This is a genomic window from Clostridium sp. UBA5988, from assembly GCF_002435615.1.
GTDB lineage: Bacteria > Bacillota > Clostridia > Clostridiales > Clostridiaceae > Clostridium_J > Clostridium_J sulfidigenes.
The window spans coordinates 140,579-154,898 of sequence record NZ_DJBA01000030.1; the positions used below are offsets into that span (position 1 = coordinate 140,579).

Genomic DNA, 14,320 nt, shown 5'->3' on the forward strand with positions numbered 1-14,320 from the left:
ATAATATCCAAATATAAAGTAAGAAATTTAACCTTAATTTGTTCATTAAAAATAAAGGAATTATGTTTTATATTAAATATGGTAAAACTTCTATATACTCTAAATCGAGAGAATCATTTATAAAATCTCTTAAGAGCTTTAAATGACCGGCACCATATAAAACTAATATACGGTCGTCATCATTACAGATATGCTTTAAGTTAGAAAAAATATGAAGATTTCTTTTATACCATGAAGCAACGAAGTCAATCCCTATAGAGTCATCTCCTATTTCAATATCATTAAAAGGTAGGAATGATGTTACATGTTGGAACTCATTAAACTCTTTACTATTAAAAGATTTATATATATCTTCAATGGTTGTTTCTTCTGTAAATAATCCATAGTATTTATTTGCAAATTTCATAAATGACTCATTAAGATTCTTGTATAAATCATGATTTTCCTTAGCTTTCTCAAATACAAGAGGTTGAGTCCAACCATCATAATAATCAATACCATATATATAATTTAATTTATTGTATTTCGCTATATCAAAAGCAAATTTAATACGTTCATCTACAGCATCATTAATGCTATAATCTGCTCCTCTTATACCGATTTCAGCTAATCTCTTACTTAAATCTAAATTAGATTTATATAAAAATTCTTGAAAGAGTTTATTATATTGCTCCTCTTCACTAGGCCTTAGTTCAACACATAATTTATTTGGATTAAATTTAGATATTTTCTTTATAATTTCTTTTAATTCATTCTGGCGTATGTCATCTTGAATTTTAATAATGTTAGTACTCTCTTCAGTTTTAAAATGAAATGTACCTAAAATCATAATTTTTGCTTTGTTCATATATCCTCCTTCATATCTCAATATAGAGTTATGTGATAATCGCCAGGTGAAATTCCTTGCAATTATTCATTTACAGTTACTATACTTTAAATGTGTTTCTAAAATTTATATTTAAAATATTCTCTAATGAAGTTAGCCATAGGATTTTCTTCATCTTCAAAGTGGAGCAAAGAACTTCATTCATTATAACATAATTAGTATAAATTGTATATTAAAGCAAAAATGGCCTTGATTTTTAATCAAAGCCATTAAATAATTTATTCTTTAAGTATCCCAACTTTAGGTAATTTATCAAGTTTAGTCATTACATGACAAGCCTTAAATTCACTGGTTAAATCTTGACCTGCAGTATTACCAAAGTGTTTTCCACCTGCCCACTCTGCTACTTTACTCACATCATATACTATTCCTTCAATTGCAACATAAGCAGGTTTCCCATTACTTCCATCAAACTGTGCTAATTCCTGTAATGTAAATTCTTTCTGTTGTCTATAGTAATTATGTCCTATAAGTTCTTCAATAGTTTTTAAATCAAAATAAAGTGCCATATATACCTCTAAAATATTTATATATATAGCATATGATTATACTTGAGAAGTTGTTCAATTAATTGCTTTTTTAAATATATTGATCAATAGATTGAAACCTAATCATCTAATATGCCTTTATTTCTTATTTATCTAATGAAACATCTGTAGACATTTATTTATGGGAATCATTTCTACAAACAATATTTGAATAATAATTAGCCTATTACAAATAATAAATTTTGTACTATAAAACTATTTTAGGAGGACTATATAATGGGAATAGTAACTAATTCAACAGACAAATTTCAACCATGTATTGATGAATGTAACAAATGTGCACAGGCATGTCATGAGTGCTTTACAGCATGTTTAAACGAGCCTGATGTTGCAGCAAGAAAGAAATGTATAAGCATTCTTACTGAATGTGCATGTATGTGCCAAATGTCATCAGCAATGATGTCTATGAATGGCCAATTTACAAAAGAGCACTGTCAACTTTGTGCTACTGTTTGTGATAAATGTGCTCAAGAATGTGAAATGTTTAAAGATGACCATTGTCAAAAATGTGCTCAAGAATGTAAAAAATGTGCTACTGAATGTAAAAACATGGCTAGCATGTAATAACCTATAATATAGAAGCCAATAGTGTTATACTACTGGCTTCTATACTATTTAAAATTAGCTTTAGTGAAAAAGGCTCATTAATACTATGCTAATTACACTTCTCAACTCCATCTTACAAATAGTACATCATTTAAGAAAATTGTTCATCAAAATTTTAAGTTTGATACTTCTTTTTACTTATAATTTTCTTTTAAATAAGACCTCCAATTACCTTCAAACTCTATCATATTAGTTCCAATTATTTTTTCTAAGTTAGTTGGGGTTTTAAGTAGTGATATTAAAGTATCATAGCCATAGTTTTTAACAATATATTCAATAGCAGTATAGGAAAAAGCATATCCGCCAGTTGCAGAAAAGTTTTCGGGTGACATTTTAGATAAGGATGGTATTTCATTATTATTCACCTTTTCTTTAATTGCAACTCTTGTATTATCAGACATTTGCTTTGCCTCATATACGGCTGTACCTTCATTTAACCACAAAGGAATGCTATCTAAATTAGAATTAATACTACTTATAGCAACATGTGTAAATTCATGTACTACCACTTGTTTTAAAGTCTCATAAGTATGTTGCTTACCAGGATTTAAAGGTGATACCATTTTAATTTTGTTTCCCCAGCCAGTTCCAACTACCCAGTCGGGTGCATTTGGTGAACCTATAGAATTATGATACGAATTAATATCAGGATAAATCTCTATTATAATTTTATCTTTTAGATTAATATTCAAGTCTTTAGAAATTCTACTATAATTATCTTTAAGCACTTTAGCTAAATCATCTAAACAATCTTTATCTTGATTAAATGAATAGAATTTGAAATTTTCATTCTCCATCTGTAGTTTAAAATTATCATCACTATCATTATTAGGTGATATATTCTTACTACAACCTATGAAGGTTAGAATAAAAAACAAAGAAATAAGTAAAGTAACAAATTTTCTCATACACCCCTCCCCAATTATCTATCATTTATTGCACCATTTTTTACAATTATTCATTTGAAAATTCAACCTATTAACTTATTTATAAACAATTTCATGTCACTTTCAAAAATAGATAATCCCCTGAAACCCGCATGTATACAACAAATAGTTTAATAGTTAAATATATCCATAGTTAAATAGGTTCATATTTTTATATTTAAATAGTTCTCTATATTCATTTTTACCTATTTATATTTAAAACTAGGCAAGGATATATTTTTTTATTTTAATATGTCACATGACTTATAAGCAATATCAGAAGAATACGAATTAAAATCAAATATAAATAATCTTTTTTTATCCTATTTCACTTCTGTTCCACCCCATTCAATAACGGTAAATCCCTTTCTTTCAAAAGATTTAATTTCTTGTTCTTCTATTTCTATAGGTTTATCTAATGATTTAAAGAGCATCATTACCCTTAATATTGAATCTGGCTTTGGAGTTATATTAAGCTTAGCTAGATTTTCATACTCTTCCCCTGCAAAAGTAATCAGGTTGTATTTATTCTCTTGCATAATTGGTAGCCAATACACTATAAATTCGTTATATTCCCTTGGAGTTAACCCCATGTATTCAAGCTTTTCTTGCAGAAATTCTTCAGTATCTTCTCCTTTTACAACAAACCCTTTTGACATATCCCATTGATTTTTAGAAATCCCTTCCCAATATAAATAAGAATATTCTCTCTTATCTTCAATATTAGTTAAGGTACCATCAGGCTCTGCTATTACATTCCAACCATCTTTGTACTCTGGATAAGTACAAGTAAGCTCTCCGTTATAATCTAGTTTAACGCTAACTGATTGTTCTGAAGTTGGATACAAATAAATTACAGGTTTCTTAGTCATCTTATCATTTTCACAACCTGTAAATGTTATTAAAATAAGAGATAGTAATATAATAAGAAATTTTGCTTTATTTGTTTTCATATTAACCCCCTAAAAACTTTTTTAATTATATTATTAATTTTTAAGATATGGTAAAAATATGTCATTACACCAACGTTCCATTGATTTCTCAATCCATGGCTGATTATAAATTTTTTCATGTTGACAGATGATAAATAATAGTACCTGTAAGCTTAAACATGTTTGAATAGCTTTTTCATCAACCTTTATACTGCAATAGGATTTATAACCCTTCAAAATTTCTTTATTTAATTTGTCATTATTGATATGACTGAATATTGATGCTATATCCATTTCTGGAAGGCAATATCCTGACAATGAGAAATCAATTGGAACTATTGCTTCATTACATAAAAGGAGATTTGATTTCCCAAGATCAGCATGAACAAAAGAAAATCTATTTTTATCTTTATCCATCTTCATTTTAATTTTTAATAAAGTACCTATAATAATTGCTCCATGCTCCTTATCATAATGCTTAGCTGCTATTGCATACCTGGCCTCTTCCAATAATTTATCAATCATTTCTGCTCCATATATATATCTATTTTCTATCTTTACCTTACTCATAGATTTATGAACACTACCAATCATCCTTCCTAGCCTCAAGGCTAATTCATTGGTAATTTCCACATTTTCTAAAGTCTTACCCTTTACCCATTCCAAAGCAGTAACCAGACTTCCATCCCTTAATGATGTATGAATATTGCTAATCTTTATTAAATAATAATTTAGTAAACTAAAGTATATATCTATAGCATCTATATCTTTCTTTAATATCAAAACCTGCATTCAACACAAAATTTAATTCATCGCTATTATCTTCATCAACGAAATATAATATTTCTTTTACGGAACCAAATTCATTATATAATTCCATGAGCATTTCATTGATTAAAATACTTTCAATACCTTTATTTTTATATTCATTGTCAATAAATAAACCAACAACGTCTGATAAGTCTTTGTTACCCTTAGTAAAAATGCTTCCATGAATCTCTTCGTCTTTTCTAAAGACAAGTACTCGAAAATAATCCATATCATTTTTCAAATTTGTGCTATTGTAATAAATTCCTAATGGAATAGCATGTTTATCATGAAATATAGCATATTCTTCAAAATTATCTTTAGTAATTTTATCTACGCTATCATGCCTTTGATTCCAATGAGTTTTTAAATTATATAAGTTTGCCACAATACTAGATTCGATACATTCTATATTCTTTTTCTTAAAATATTGGTTTGCATTTTCGTTAGAAAATGGTACCCCTATAAATAGCTTATATCCAGACAATTCCTTACTTATGTAATGAATCATTTCATCTGCAACTTGGCGGTAATCTTCTCTTATTAAAAACTGTAGTGTTTGTGCATATTTTTCATCAGGTATCCAAAAATAAGTGCAGACGCCCCATAGTACATCATTTTCATAATAGGCTATTATATTACGATTCTTCTCATTTAGAGCCTTTTCAAGTTCTCCTTTAAGCTCCTCTATTGAGTTTATCCTTGGATAACTTGCATGTATATTGTCCTGACTTAATTCCCATATAAAATCAATTACTTCCTCAGATGTATAAACGTTTTTTATCATTTTTATCCCCCATTATTAATTATTTTGAAATCCTATTTAAATATATTTATTAATCTAAACCCTAATTTCCTATTGAAATGTCACATAAAAAATTGAAGGTGTAAATTGCTTGTTACTTCACTTGTAATATTAATATAATAGTTTCACTAATTCATTATAAGATGAACTACCATCAAGTATATTCTTATATGTGCTTATCCAGTAAGGTATCAATCCAGCTCTATGAGCTACTGCTTGTGAGGCAATATTAGATGATGATGCACAGTATATGGGTAAAATGTTTTTGCTCAATATTTTATGCATTAAATGATTTACAAGTACTGTAGCCAAACCACCTGTTCTATAATCACCTTGTACATCTATACCCATTTCCCACATATTATTGTATTCCTTTGATGCACCAGCAAGTCCTATGATTTCTCCATCTTTCATAGCAAAAAATACAATTGCAGTAGATGCATTTCCACATTCATCAAACTCTAATGAATTATTAAATCCTTTAATTTCTCTTAATTTATTTATCTCATTTCCTTCTAAATAGAAATATTCGTATTGTGGTAATAAATCACATAATTTCATCTCTTTCATATCAGGAATATAATAAATTGATTGACCATATATTAAAGGACATTCAAATACCTCATCTCTTGATTTTCCAACTAATAAAGTCTTCACATTTCCCATAATTTCATCTGAAGCTGATACAACAATTGTTTTTTCAATGCTCGTAATTTCCAAAAATGGATTTTGTTGAAATTCATTTAATTTAATTGGTTTATGAAAAATTAATCCATTATGATCAAAGATTTCTTGTTCACAATTTAAATGTTTTCCAAGATTCTCTTTCACAATTTTTTTAATTTGCATCTTATTCATTTATCTTATCTCCTAAGTTTTATCTATGTATTATACTAATTATAACATGATTTACAATATATTAAATTTATATTTTAAATAATAAAAAATTCAATAATATTACAGAAAAAAATACCGCATAACAAAAGTGAATAATACGGTATCATAAATAAACTATTTAATTATATATTTGTCATTTCATTAAAATCTTCTAATATGAAAATGTCTGCAGTAGTAGTAGTCCAAAAATTACTACTCCTGCTATACCAGAAAATCTATAGAAAAAAACTTTAGGGTCATCCTTATCTAATTCTTGTAGAATAAACAAAGTTCTAATAGTGTTCATAATTTTCAAAGGTTTGATAATTATAAATATACTTATTAATATCAATATAATACAAAGAACTTGCTCAAATAACATAAATACACCACCTGTAATTTTTAATCCACCTAATTATTTATTAATCTTTTTGTTTCTTTTAAGCTATTATCTATTTTCAAGTCTACTCTTTCACTTTTTTTATCCCCATTGTATTCAGTCCATTCTATTATAAAATAAGTATTTTCATTTATTTGTGTTAAGTAATCATCTTTAATGTGTTTTGGTAATTCACCGCTTCCACCTGAACCTGTACCCATCCCATTTTTAAAATCATTTCCTCCACATTCTTGAAATGATTCTTCTCCACCTATTAATATACAATATTCTAAAATATTAAATTCTTTTATATCACTCGTATTACCTAAGTATGTTACATTTGCATTCCCAGATTCACACCAATCATAATCAGCTAAAAAAGCAATTTCATAATCTTTAACTATCCAATGTTCACTTTGTCCACTCATTTTCAATAATAAGTTATAACTATTATTTTTATTTAAATATAATAAACCTACAACAATATTAGTAAATAATAATAATATTGTTATTATAATGTAAAACTTAACTTTCATATTGATTCTCCTCATATTACTTAATATTTATATCTTCAATTGCTGAGAGTGTGAATTAACTATACGCCCATATCATCTATAAGCCATGGTGAATTTTCATCTTTTCTTATAACAAAATACCACCAATCATATATCCCACTATTTTGGGGACTCGCTTCATCATTTTTATACTTTACTTTATACTTTACTTTGTAAACTTTAAGATTATTTTCTGTTGTTCCATTTATACTACCTCGTCCATTATGCAAATAACCTTCTTTAACTTTTTCGTCCATTTCCTCTTCAATATTTATTATCTTAGTGCTTTCCAAATTATCAAAGCCCCAAACTACATTTGGAGCGTTGAAATGCTCTGTTAAAGTAGTTAATAACTTATCTTTATTTTTTTCATTTTCATACTTAAAATAATTCTCTACTACAGTTTGAGCAGAATCACCTTTAGTATCAGTAGCCCTATTGCTCTCACTTGAGCAGCCGCCAAGAAGGATCAAAGTAATACTAATCATAATCATAGCATTGAACCTTATATTTCTCTTCATAATATCCCTCCTATGAATTAACTTTTCCTTATTCCCATTATAATACATTTTCATTTGCAACATAGTTACATATACTTATTGTAGCATAATTACAATAAAATGTATGTATATAAAAAAGCACCCCTACATAGAGATGCTCTAAAATAAACAGCCCTGATTTTTAATCAAAGCCGTTAAATAATTTTATTCCTAAATAATCCTGACAATCTTCTAAAACATACATTGGGTCTACAGTATGATAGATTTTATAATTTCTTATTAGGTGTTTAACGCCCTCTTCTCCTAATGTAGCTGCGATTTCCTCACCTGTTACCTTTGCTCTATTGCTCCAATCTTGTAAGCAATATCCTAGCCAATACATTCTTTCCTTTTCATAGGTTATTTCATCCTCATTGTAGACTCTTTCTTTAACCTTATTTTCTTCCATAAATTCTTCAAAGTAGTAATATTGACTTTGTGAATACCATTGAGGTTGATATATTTCAATACCTTGCTTATATTCACTATTTAAGGCAGTTAAAGTAAAATCTACTTCATCCATATTATATTCCACTGCTAACTTGAAGAATTGTCCAAGGTGTCTACAAGCCATTGAATATTCATCCATTAATATCAACTCCCTCTAACTCATCAAAATATTTACCTACCTTACCAAACTTTTGTCTTATAAAAGTCATCTTTTTATTCATTATATCTTTTTTAGCTCTTACTTCTTTAGAATAATATACTTTATCTAATTCATCTAATTGAGTAGCACTACTAAATTCCACTGCATCTATACCAGCTTGAGTCTTTATATTATATTGAACATCTAAATCCATTGAGTTTAGAGCATGAAGACAATGATCTATAGTTATATTATTATTAAAAAATAAATTTAAAGTATCAAACATTTTATCATCTGCAGTAGGACCAATTATAACATCATACTCATGAATATTTTCATATTTTTTATTTAGTATATGATTAATCTCATCATTTAATATAAGTCCTCTATTATAAGCTATAAACAATATCCAATGAATATCTAAATCAAAAGTTAATGAATTAAGACCATCTACATTGAACATATACTTATTAACATAGGATGGTTTATCTTTTTTACGAGTAGCCCAACTCTTAGCCATTTCTATATTAGTAGTTGCATAAAACCCTCTTCCAAAATCACTAAATTTTCTTCCACCCTCATAATTAGTTTTATCTATAATATTATCACTTCCATGATATATAATAAGTTTCATTTAATTCACTTCCTATTCACTGTAAATAACTTAGAATTACATTCCATTGTTTCCATTTGTACATTTATTGAAGTATGTCTGTAACAAACTGTGTAACTATTATAACATATAATACAAATTAAAGTTTCGATGTTTGGTTACTCTATTCTCAATATTGTATTTATCTAGTACTGATTGTTAAATAAAATCCTATAAACTACAATAGTCTATATTGGAACTCTATTAAGGAAATTGCTAACTAACGTATTATTACATAAATAAGTCCATTTCAAATTCAATTTCGTGTTTTAAGGGTATATCAAAGTCTCCAATCAAAGGAATTGTTGGTTTTAACTTTCTTGAAATATCTAATGCATTATGGTAAAGTTTTGCCATATCAAACAATTCCCCTCTAACAACCATGACAGTAGAAAACCAAGTTTTCAGACGATATTGTTTTTATGTCCATACTATTTTCTCCTTCTTATTTTTAATAAATGTTTGGCCGTATCTACAATTATTCATTTACAATCATAATTATAATACTTATTATAGCATAATTACAATAAAATGTATGTACGTAAAAAAGCACCCCTACAAAGCGATGCTTTAAATATTGTCTTTTACTATTTCTTACATTAAATAATTATTTTAACTCTTCCACAATCTTCCAAATATCAAAATCCTTATCCTGGATTTTATAATATTTTTCCTTATATTGATCTTGTTCTTGAAAACCAATTACGTTATCATCATAAAATGTAATAGAAAATACATATTTAGTATAAGTAGTATATTCATCTTCATCATAGCTTGCCATAAAATTAAGACTAAATTTAGACGAATTCTTAGGTCTCCTAGCTTTTTTATAAGACAACTCATCAATTATACTGACTAACTTATCTACTTTGCCATTTTCAGTATTATCTATCCAAGTTGAATTATCTAGTAAATCTGAATCTATTTCATCTTCTTGTCTATAGGTATAGTCATATGCATGTACTTGTTTATAGGTGTAATCATAATTATTTTTTGATATTAAGTTATTTGTAGGAAAAATATATGGTATGTCAATCCATACAATTATAGCAAAGAAAATGAAAATAACTATACCCCAAATGATTTTTTTCTTATTCACAAATAATCCTCCTAATTTTATAAGGTAGTTTAAAGATTTTACACTTATACTTTATAGTTTCAATATTATATACTTATTATAGCATAAATGATATATAATGTATGTTTATATTTATAAAAGTTACTACTATAAATAACACTTTCTATCTCACAATTAGGCACTTCAATTTCTACACTTCCTAATGTCGGTTGCAGTATTCCAATTAAACATTTTAACGTAGTACTCTTACCAGCATTAGTAGGTCCAATATGGATTAGCAAATATTTATTCCATACTCTCATTTCCAAGATATACTACCGTTTCTTCAGCATTATACAAATTCATTATCTGTTTTCTTAATTTTGAAGGATATAGTGGCTCATTCATAAGATTTTCAATAGGTAACCAATCAAATCCAATTTGATTATAATCACCAGCAATTTCAGCATCAGGTATTTCTTTGATGTACTCACACAAAAATACTAAATCAACTCTATGAAATGACTCTCCTGTTACTCCTTCAATTACAAATTCAAGGGTTTTTGGTTCAACAATCAACCCAAACTCTTCTTTAACTTCTCTTCTAACAGCCTCTTCCAAAGTTTCCTCAGATTCTTGACCACCTCCAGGCATTATATAAAAAATATCACCGTTATCATTGATTTTTGATGCTAACATTTTCCCATCTTTAATAATCAATGCCTTTGCAGAATTACGTATTTTTCTTTCCATTCTCTTACTCCTTTTATATCTACAAATATAAATAATATTTACTTCGTTCTATCCTATAATTTTTCATTTACAAACATAGTTCCATATACTTATTGTAGCATAATTTCAATAAAATGTATGCATATAAAAAAGCACCCCTACATAGAGATGCTCTAAATATTACTGTTTACTATTTTTTATATTAAATAATTATTTTAACTCTGTCATAATCTTCCAAATATCAAAATCCTTATCCTGGATTTTGTAATATTTTTCCTTATGTTGATCTTGTTCTTGAAAACCAATTACGTTATCATCATAAAACGTAATATAAAATACGCCTTTAGTATAAGTAGTATATTCATCTTCATCATAGCTTGCTACAAATTCAAGACTATATTTAGACCAATCCTTAGGTCTCCTAGCTTTTTTATAGGACAACTCATCAATTATACTGACTAACTTATCTACTTCGCCATCTTTATTATTATTTATCCTAATGAAATTATCTAGAAAATCTGAATCTATTTCATCTTCTTGTCTATAGGTATAGTCATATGCATAAACATTTTTAAAGGTGTATTCATAGTTGTTTTTTGACATTAAGTTATTTGTAGGAAAAATATATGGTATGTCAATCCATACAATTATAGCAAAGAAAATGAAAATTAATATTCCCCAAATGATTTTTTTCTTATTCACAAATAATCCTCCTAATTTAAAAGACTGTTGCAGAATTTTTTTTGCAATACGCTTTCTTTATGTTGATTATATATTAAACTATTTTTCACCAAAAGACATAGTATACTCTATCTCTTTTGTGTCCTCATGAACACGTTCATCTACAACTATAAAATTGTTTTTATCATAGAAGTTTATTGCTCTTTTGTTTTCTCTAAAGACATCTAATAGGAGATATGGATACCTAGATTTACAATGATCTATCAGTTTCTGTCCTATACCTTCTTTTTGATATTCTTTTTTCACAAAAATTCCTGCTATATAATTTTGCTCTACAATTCCTATAAAACCCTTTATAATATTATTTTCTTCATAAACGTAAATATCAGCAGATGGCAACATTTGTTTCACCATATCAAAGTTTTTAATCCAATATTCTTCCGGTATAAAACTGTGAGCCTTAATGTTAGTTTCAAGCCAGATTGCCATTACATCATCTAATTTACTTATATCAAATTTTTTAATCATTCTATTCTCCTTCATTTTTAAAATATTAAAAGTAAGAGTAGAATACACTCATGAAGTTCACCCTTTCTATTGCTTTTCTAAATTTATGTTGTTCTATGGATATACATTCTTGTCAGATTTTTTTCACCCTCGGCTTGGACCATACACAGAAACTCCCAACCATGACGCTCATAAAAAGACGTGTGGTCTGTAACAAGATAAAGTGTATCAATATTTTTTTCTCTCATATCATCACATACATAGTTCAGCATTTTACCAGCAATTCCTTGACAGCGATAATCATCTTCCACATAAACAGCACATACATTAGGAGTTAAATCTTTTCTGTTATGAAAATCATTTTCTATTACACCAAGTCCACCTACAATTTTATCTCCTATTATTACTATATACCATTGTGGAACAGGAGTTTTATTTTTCATACATTCATCTATACTTTCAAGATATGCTTCAAGGGGAATATTCCACTTCTCATGAAACCAATTTGCTGCGTAGTTTTTCAATTCAGGGCGTTCCTGTATTTTTATAAGATCTGCTGTTACTGTCAAATTATTACTCACAATAAAACCTCCTAAAATTACATTTATACTATTTGAGAATATTTCGAATTACCTCAACGATAAATTTGGAATTTATTGTTGTAAATATCCTTTTTGATTGAAATAGTTTAAATAGCGTTTCTTCTGTGTTTCTATTATTTCTCCAGAGTTTACAAAAGAAATGAAATCTGTTTCATTTAACCATTTATATGACATAGTTTCTCCCTTTTGAAGTGTTATAGATGTTTTATCGCAATCCGTAACGCACAAGAAAGTATAGAAAATACACTTATCATCATCGAAAACAAAATGGTCAACCTCTTCAAAGTTTTCTGAAACAATTCCTGTTTCTTCAAGCAATTCTCTTTTAATACACGCCATCTTATCCTCACCTTTAAGTGCAGAACCTCCTGCTGTAGCTTCGTAATATCCACCATAATTACGTTTAGATAAGTCACGCTTCATAAGCAAATAATCGCCATCCTTATGCTGAACAAGAACTTCGCATACCAGGTGATATAAACCATCTGGCAATACATCTCCACGAATTAAGTCTATATTGGCACGTGTTCCATCTCTAAAATATCCATCCCAAAATTCCATCATAAGTCCCCCTACAAATTCCTATTTATCTATGCTTTTTTAATAATCTTTATTCCACCTTAATCTATTATTGAGCATCAATTTATAACCTTCTGTAAATTCAACCTCTTTATTTACATTGGTTCAGTAACTACAAACTTTAATTACAGCATATTCTAAAAATATTTATAATTTTAAGTTCGCACTTTTCTTACAATTTTCTATTTACAAATATGGTTTAATATGATTATTATAGCATAATTACAATAAAATGTATGTATATAAAAAAGCATCCATATAAAGAGATGCTATGTTAAATTATCTAGTAAATCTGAATCTATTTCATTTTCTAGCATATATGTATAGTAAAATGCACGTACTTGTTTATAGGTGTAATCATAGTTGGTTTTTGACATTAAGTTATTTGTAGGAAAAATATATGGTATGTCAATCCATACAATTGTAGCAAAGAAAATTAAAATAACTATTCCCCAAATGATTTTTTTCTTATTCACAAATAATCCTCCTAATTTAAAAGCGTGTTGCAGAATTTTTTGCAACACGCTTCTTTATGTTGATTATATATTAAACTTGTCTACTTTTGTTTTAAATTTCTTTATCAAGCATTATTTTTAATTCTTTGGCAATCTCTTGTGAAAAATTATGTTTTTTATCACTAAATGTCCACCCAAATCCGTCTCCCTTATATCTTGGAAAAACATGCATATGGTAATGTCCAATATCATTAAATTCTCCACCATTTTGCATTACACTATATCCATCAGGAGAATACTTTTCTTTAATTACCTTAACAATTCTTTTAGATAATACCATCATAGACGTTACTACCTCAGTTGGAATTTCATCAGTATCTAAATAGTGGCTTTTAGGAATTATAAGTACATGACCTTCATTTATTGGCTCTATAGTTAAGAAACACATAATTAAATCATCCTCATATACTAAGTTACATGGTAAGTCACCTTTTACAATTTTACAAAATATACAATCCATAGTTACCTCCTTAATTATTCTTAAACTTTCGTATTATAATACAATTATAAGTTAATTGTAACATATTGAGTTGGCTTGATTGCGATGT

Annotated in this window: 22 protein-coding genes; 1 reads left to right on the plus strand and 21 read right to left on the minus strand. The window is 27.6% G+C overall.

What is annotated here, in order from left to right:
* Positions 1-67: 67 nt before the first annotated feature.
* Together B3J31_RS08335 and B3J31_RS08340 are read right to left on the minus strand one after the other, a co-directional pair.
* On the minus strand, positions 68-847 hold the full coding sequence (locus B3J31_RS08335; protein WP_346867196.1) for a DUF5694 domain-containing protein: 780 nt from the start codon (positions 845-847) through the stop codon (positions 68-70).
* A 257-nt stretch (positions 848-1,104) separates the two neighbouring features.
* On the minus strand, positions 1,105-1,395 hold the full coding sequence (locus B3J31_RS08340; protein WP_346867195.1) for a cytochrome b5 domain-containing protein: 291 nt from the start codon (positions 1,393-1,395) through the stop codon (positions 1,105-1,107).
* A gap of 255 nt (positions 1,396-1,650) precedes the next feature.
* Here B3J31_RS08340 and B3J31_RS08345 point away from each other — a divergent pair, with 255 nt between their 5' ends.
* Complete coding sequence (locus B3J31_RS08345) at positions 1,651-1,998, plus strand: four-helix bundle copper-binding protein (protein ID WP_035131464.1); 348 nt, start codon at positions 1,651-1,653, stop codon at positions 1,996-1,998.
* A 176-nt stretch (positions 1,999-2,174) separates the two neighbouring features.
* Here the strand turns inward: B3J31_RS08345 and B3J31_RS08350 are convergent, their stop codons facing one another.
* From B3J31_RS08350 to B3J31_RS08440, 19 genes are all read right to left on the minus strand, one after another.
* Positions 2,175-2,948 carry a peptidase MA family metallohydrolase gene (locus tag B3J31_RS08350; RefSeq protein WP_346867194.1) on the minus strand — a complete coding sequence of 258 codons (774 nt, stop codon included), beginning with the start codon at positions 2,946-2,948 and terminating at the stop codon, positions 2,175-2,177.
* 341 nt (positions 2,949-3,289) lie between these two features.
* Entirely contained in the window at positions 3,290-3,919 is a 630-nt protein-coding gene (locus B3J31_RS08355; RefSeq protein ID WP_150844691.1) for a hypothetical protein, read from the minus strand.
* Positions 3,920-3,952: 33 nt separating this feature from the next.
* Positions 3,953-4,681: a phosphotransferase gene (locus tag B3J31_RS08360; RefSeq protein WP_346867193.1), complete on the minus strand. Its 729-nt coding sequence runs from the start codon at positions 4,679-4,681 to the stop codon at positions 3,953-3,955.
* On the minus strand, positions 4,638-5,492 hold the full coding sequence (locus B3J31_RS08365) for a hypothetical protein (protein ID WP_346873860.1): 855 nt from the start codon (positions 5,490-5,492) through the stop codon (positions 4,638-4,640). The genes B3J31_RS08360 and B3J31_RS08365 overlap by 44 nt, the downstream gene beginning before the upstream one ends.
* Before the next feature lie 129 nt (positions 5,493-5,621).
* On the minus strand, positions 5,622-6,368 hold the full coding sequence (locus tag B3J31_RS08370; protein ID WP_346873861.1) for a GNAT family N-acetyltransferase: 747 nt from the start codon (positions 6,366-6,368) through the stop codon (positions 5,622-5,624).
* A gap of 190 nt (positions 6,369-6,558) precedes the next feature.
* On the minus strand, positions 6,559-6,768 hold the full coding sequence (locus B3J31_RS08375; protein WP_150844677.1) for a hypothetical protein: 210 nt from the start codon (positions 6,766-6,768) through the stop codon (positions 6,559-6,561).
* A gap of 29 nt (positions 6,769-6,797) precedes the next feature.
* Positions 6,798-7,301, minus strand: a complete 504-nt coding sequence (locus B3J31_RS08380; protein ID WP_150844678.1) for a hypothetical protein — start codon at positions 7,299-7,301, stop codon at positions 6,798-6,800.
* A 59-nt stretch (positions 7,302-7,360) separates the two neighbouring features.
* Positions 7,361-7,840: a DUF4829 domain-containing protein gene (locus B3J31_RS08385; RefSeq protein ID WP_150844679.1), complete on the minus strand. Its 480-nt coding sequence runs from the start codon at positions 7,838-7,840 to the stop codon at positions 7,361-7,363.
* Between the two features lie 160 nt (positions 7,841-8,000).
* Complete coding sequence (locus tag B3J31_RS08390; protein ID WP_346873862.1) at positions 8,001-8,447, minus strand: hypothetical protein; 447 nt, start codon at positions 8,445-8,447, stop codon at positions 8,001-8,003.
* A complete protein-coding gene (locus B3J31_RS08395) occupies positions 8,440-9,081 on the minus strand; it encodes a DUF3990 domain-containing protein (RefSeq protein WP_346873863.1) in 642 nt (213 codons plus the stop codon). The genes B3J31_RS08390 and B3J31_RS08395 overlap by 8 nt, the downstream gene beginning before the upstream one ends.
* Before the next feature lie 249 nt (positions 9,082-9,330).
* On the minus strand, positions 9,331-9,456 hold the full coding sequence (locus tag B3J31_RS08400; RefSeq protein WP_346873864.1) for a hypothetical protein: 126 nt from the start codon (positions 9,454-9,456) through the stop codon (positions 9,331-9,333).
* Between the two features lie 250 nt (positions 9,457-9,706).
* Positions 9,707-10,198, minus strand: coding sequence for a hypothetical protein (locus B3J31_RS08405; RefSeq protein ID WP_150844682.1), 492 nt, complete (start codon positions 10,196-10,198; stop codon positions 9,707-9,709).
* A gap of 264 nt (positions 10,199-10,462) precedes the next feature.
* Positions 10,463-10,909: an NUDIX domain-containing protein gene (locus B3J31_RS08410; protein WP_346873865.1), complete on the minus strand. Its 447-nt coding sequence runs from the start codon at positions 10,907-10,909 to the stop codon at positions 10,463-10,465.
* Between the two features lie 189 nt (positions 10,910-11,098).
* Positions 11,099-11,590, minus strand: coding sequence for a hypothetical protein (locus tag B3J31_RS08415; RefSeq protein WP_346873866.1), 492 nt, complete (start codon positions 11,588-11,590; stop codon positions 11,099-11,101).
* A gap of 78 nt (positions 11,591-11,668) precedes the next feature.
* Positions 11,669-12,097 (minus strand): N-acetyltransferase, encoded by a 429-nt coding sequence (locus B3J31_RS08420; RefSeq protein WP_150843559.1) that lies wholly within the window; start codon positions 12,095-12,097, stop codon positions 11,669-11,671.
* Positions 12,098-12,180: 83 nt separating this feature from the next.
* Positions 12,181-12,657, minus strand: a complete 477-nt coding sequence (locus B3J31_RS08425; RefSeq protein WP_346873867.1) for a GNAT family N-acetyltransferase — start codon at positions 12,655-12,657, stop codon at positions 12,181-12,183.
* Between the two features lie 72 nt (positions 12,658-12,729).
* On the minus strand, positions 12,730-13,242 hold the full coding sequence (locus B3J31_RS08430) for an NUDIX hydrolase (protein ID WP_346873868.1): 513 nt from the start codon (positions 13,240-13,242) through the stop codon (positions 12,730-12,732).
* Between the two features lie 284 nt (positions 13,243-13,526).
* Positions 13,527-13,733, minus strand: coding sequence for a hypothetical protein (locus tag B3J31_RS08435; RefSeq protein ID WP_346873869.1), 207 nt, complete (start codon positions 13,731-13,733; stop codon positions 13,527-13,529).
* 91 nt (positions 13,734-13,824) lie between these two features.
* Entirely contained in the window at positions 13,825-14,232 is a 408-nt protein-coding gene (locus B3J31_RS08440) for an HIT domain-containing protein (RefSeq protein ID WP_150843561.1), read from the minus strand.
* Positions 14,233-14,320 lie beyond the last annotated feature (88 nt).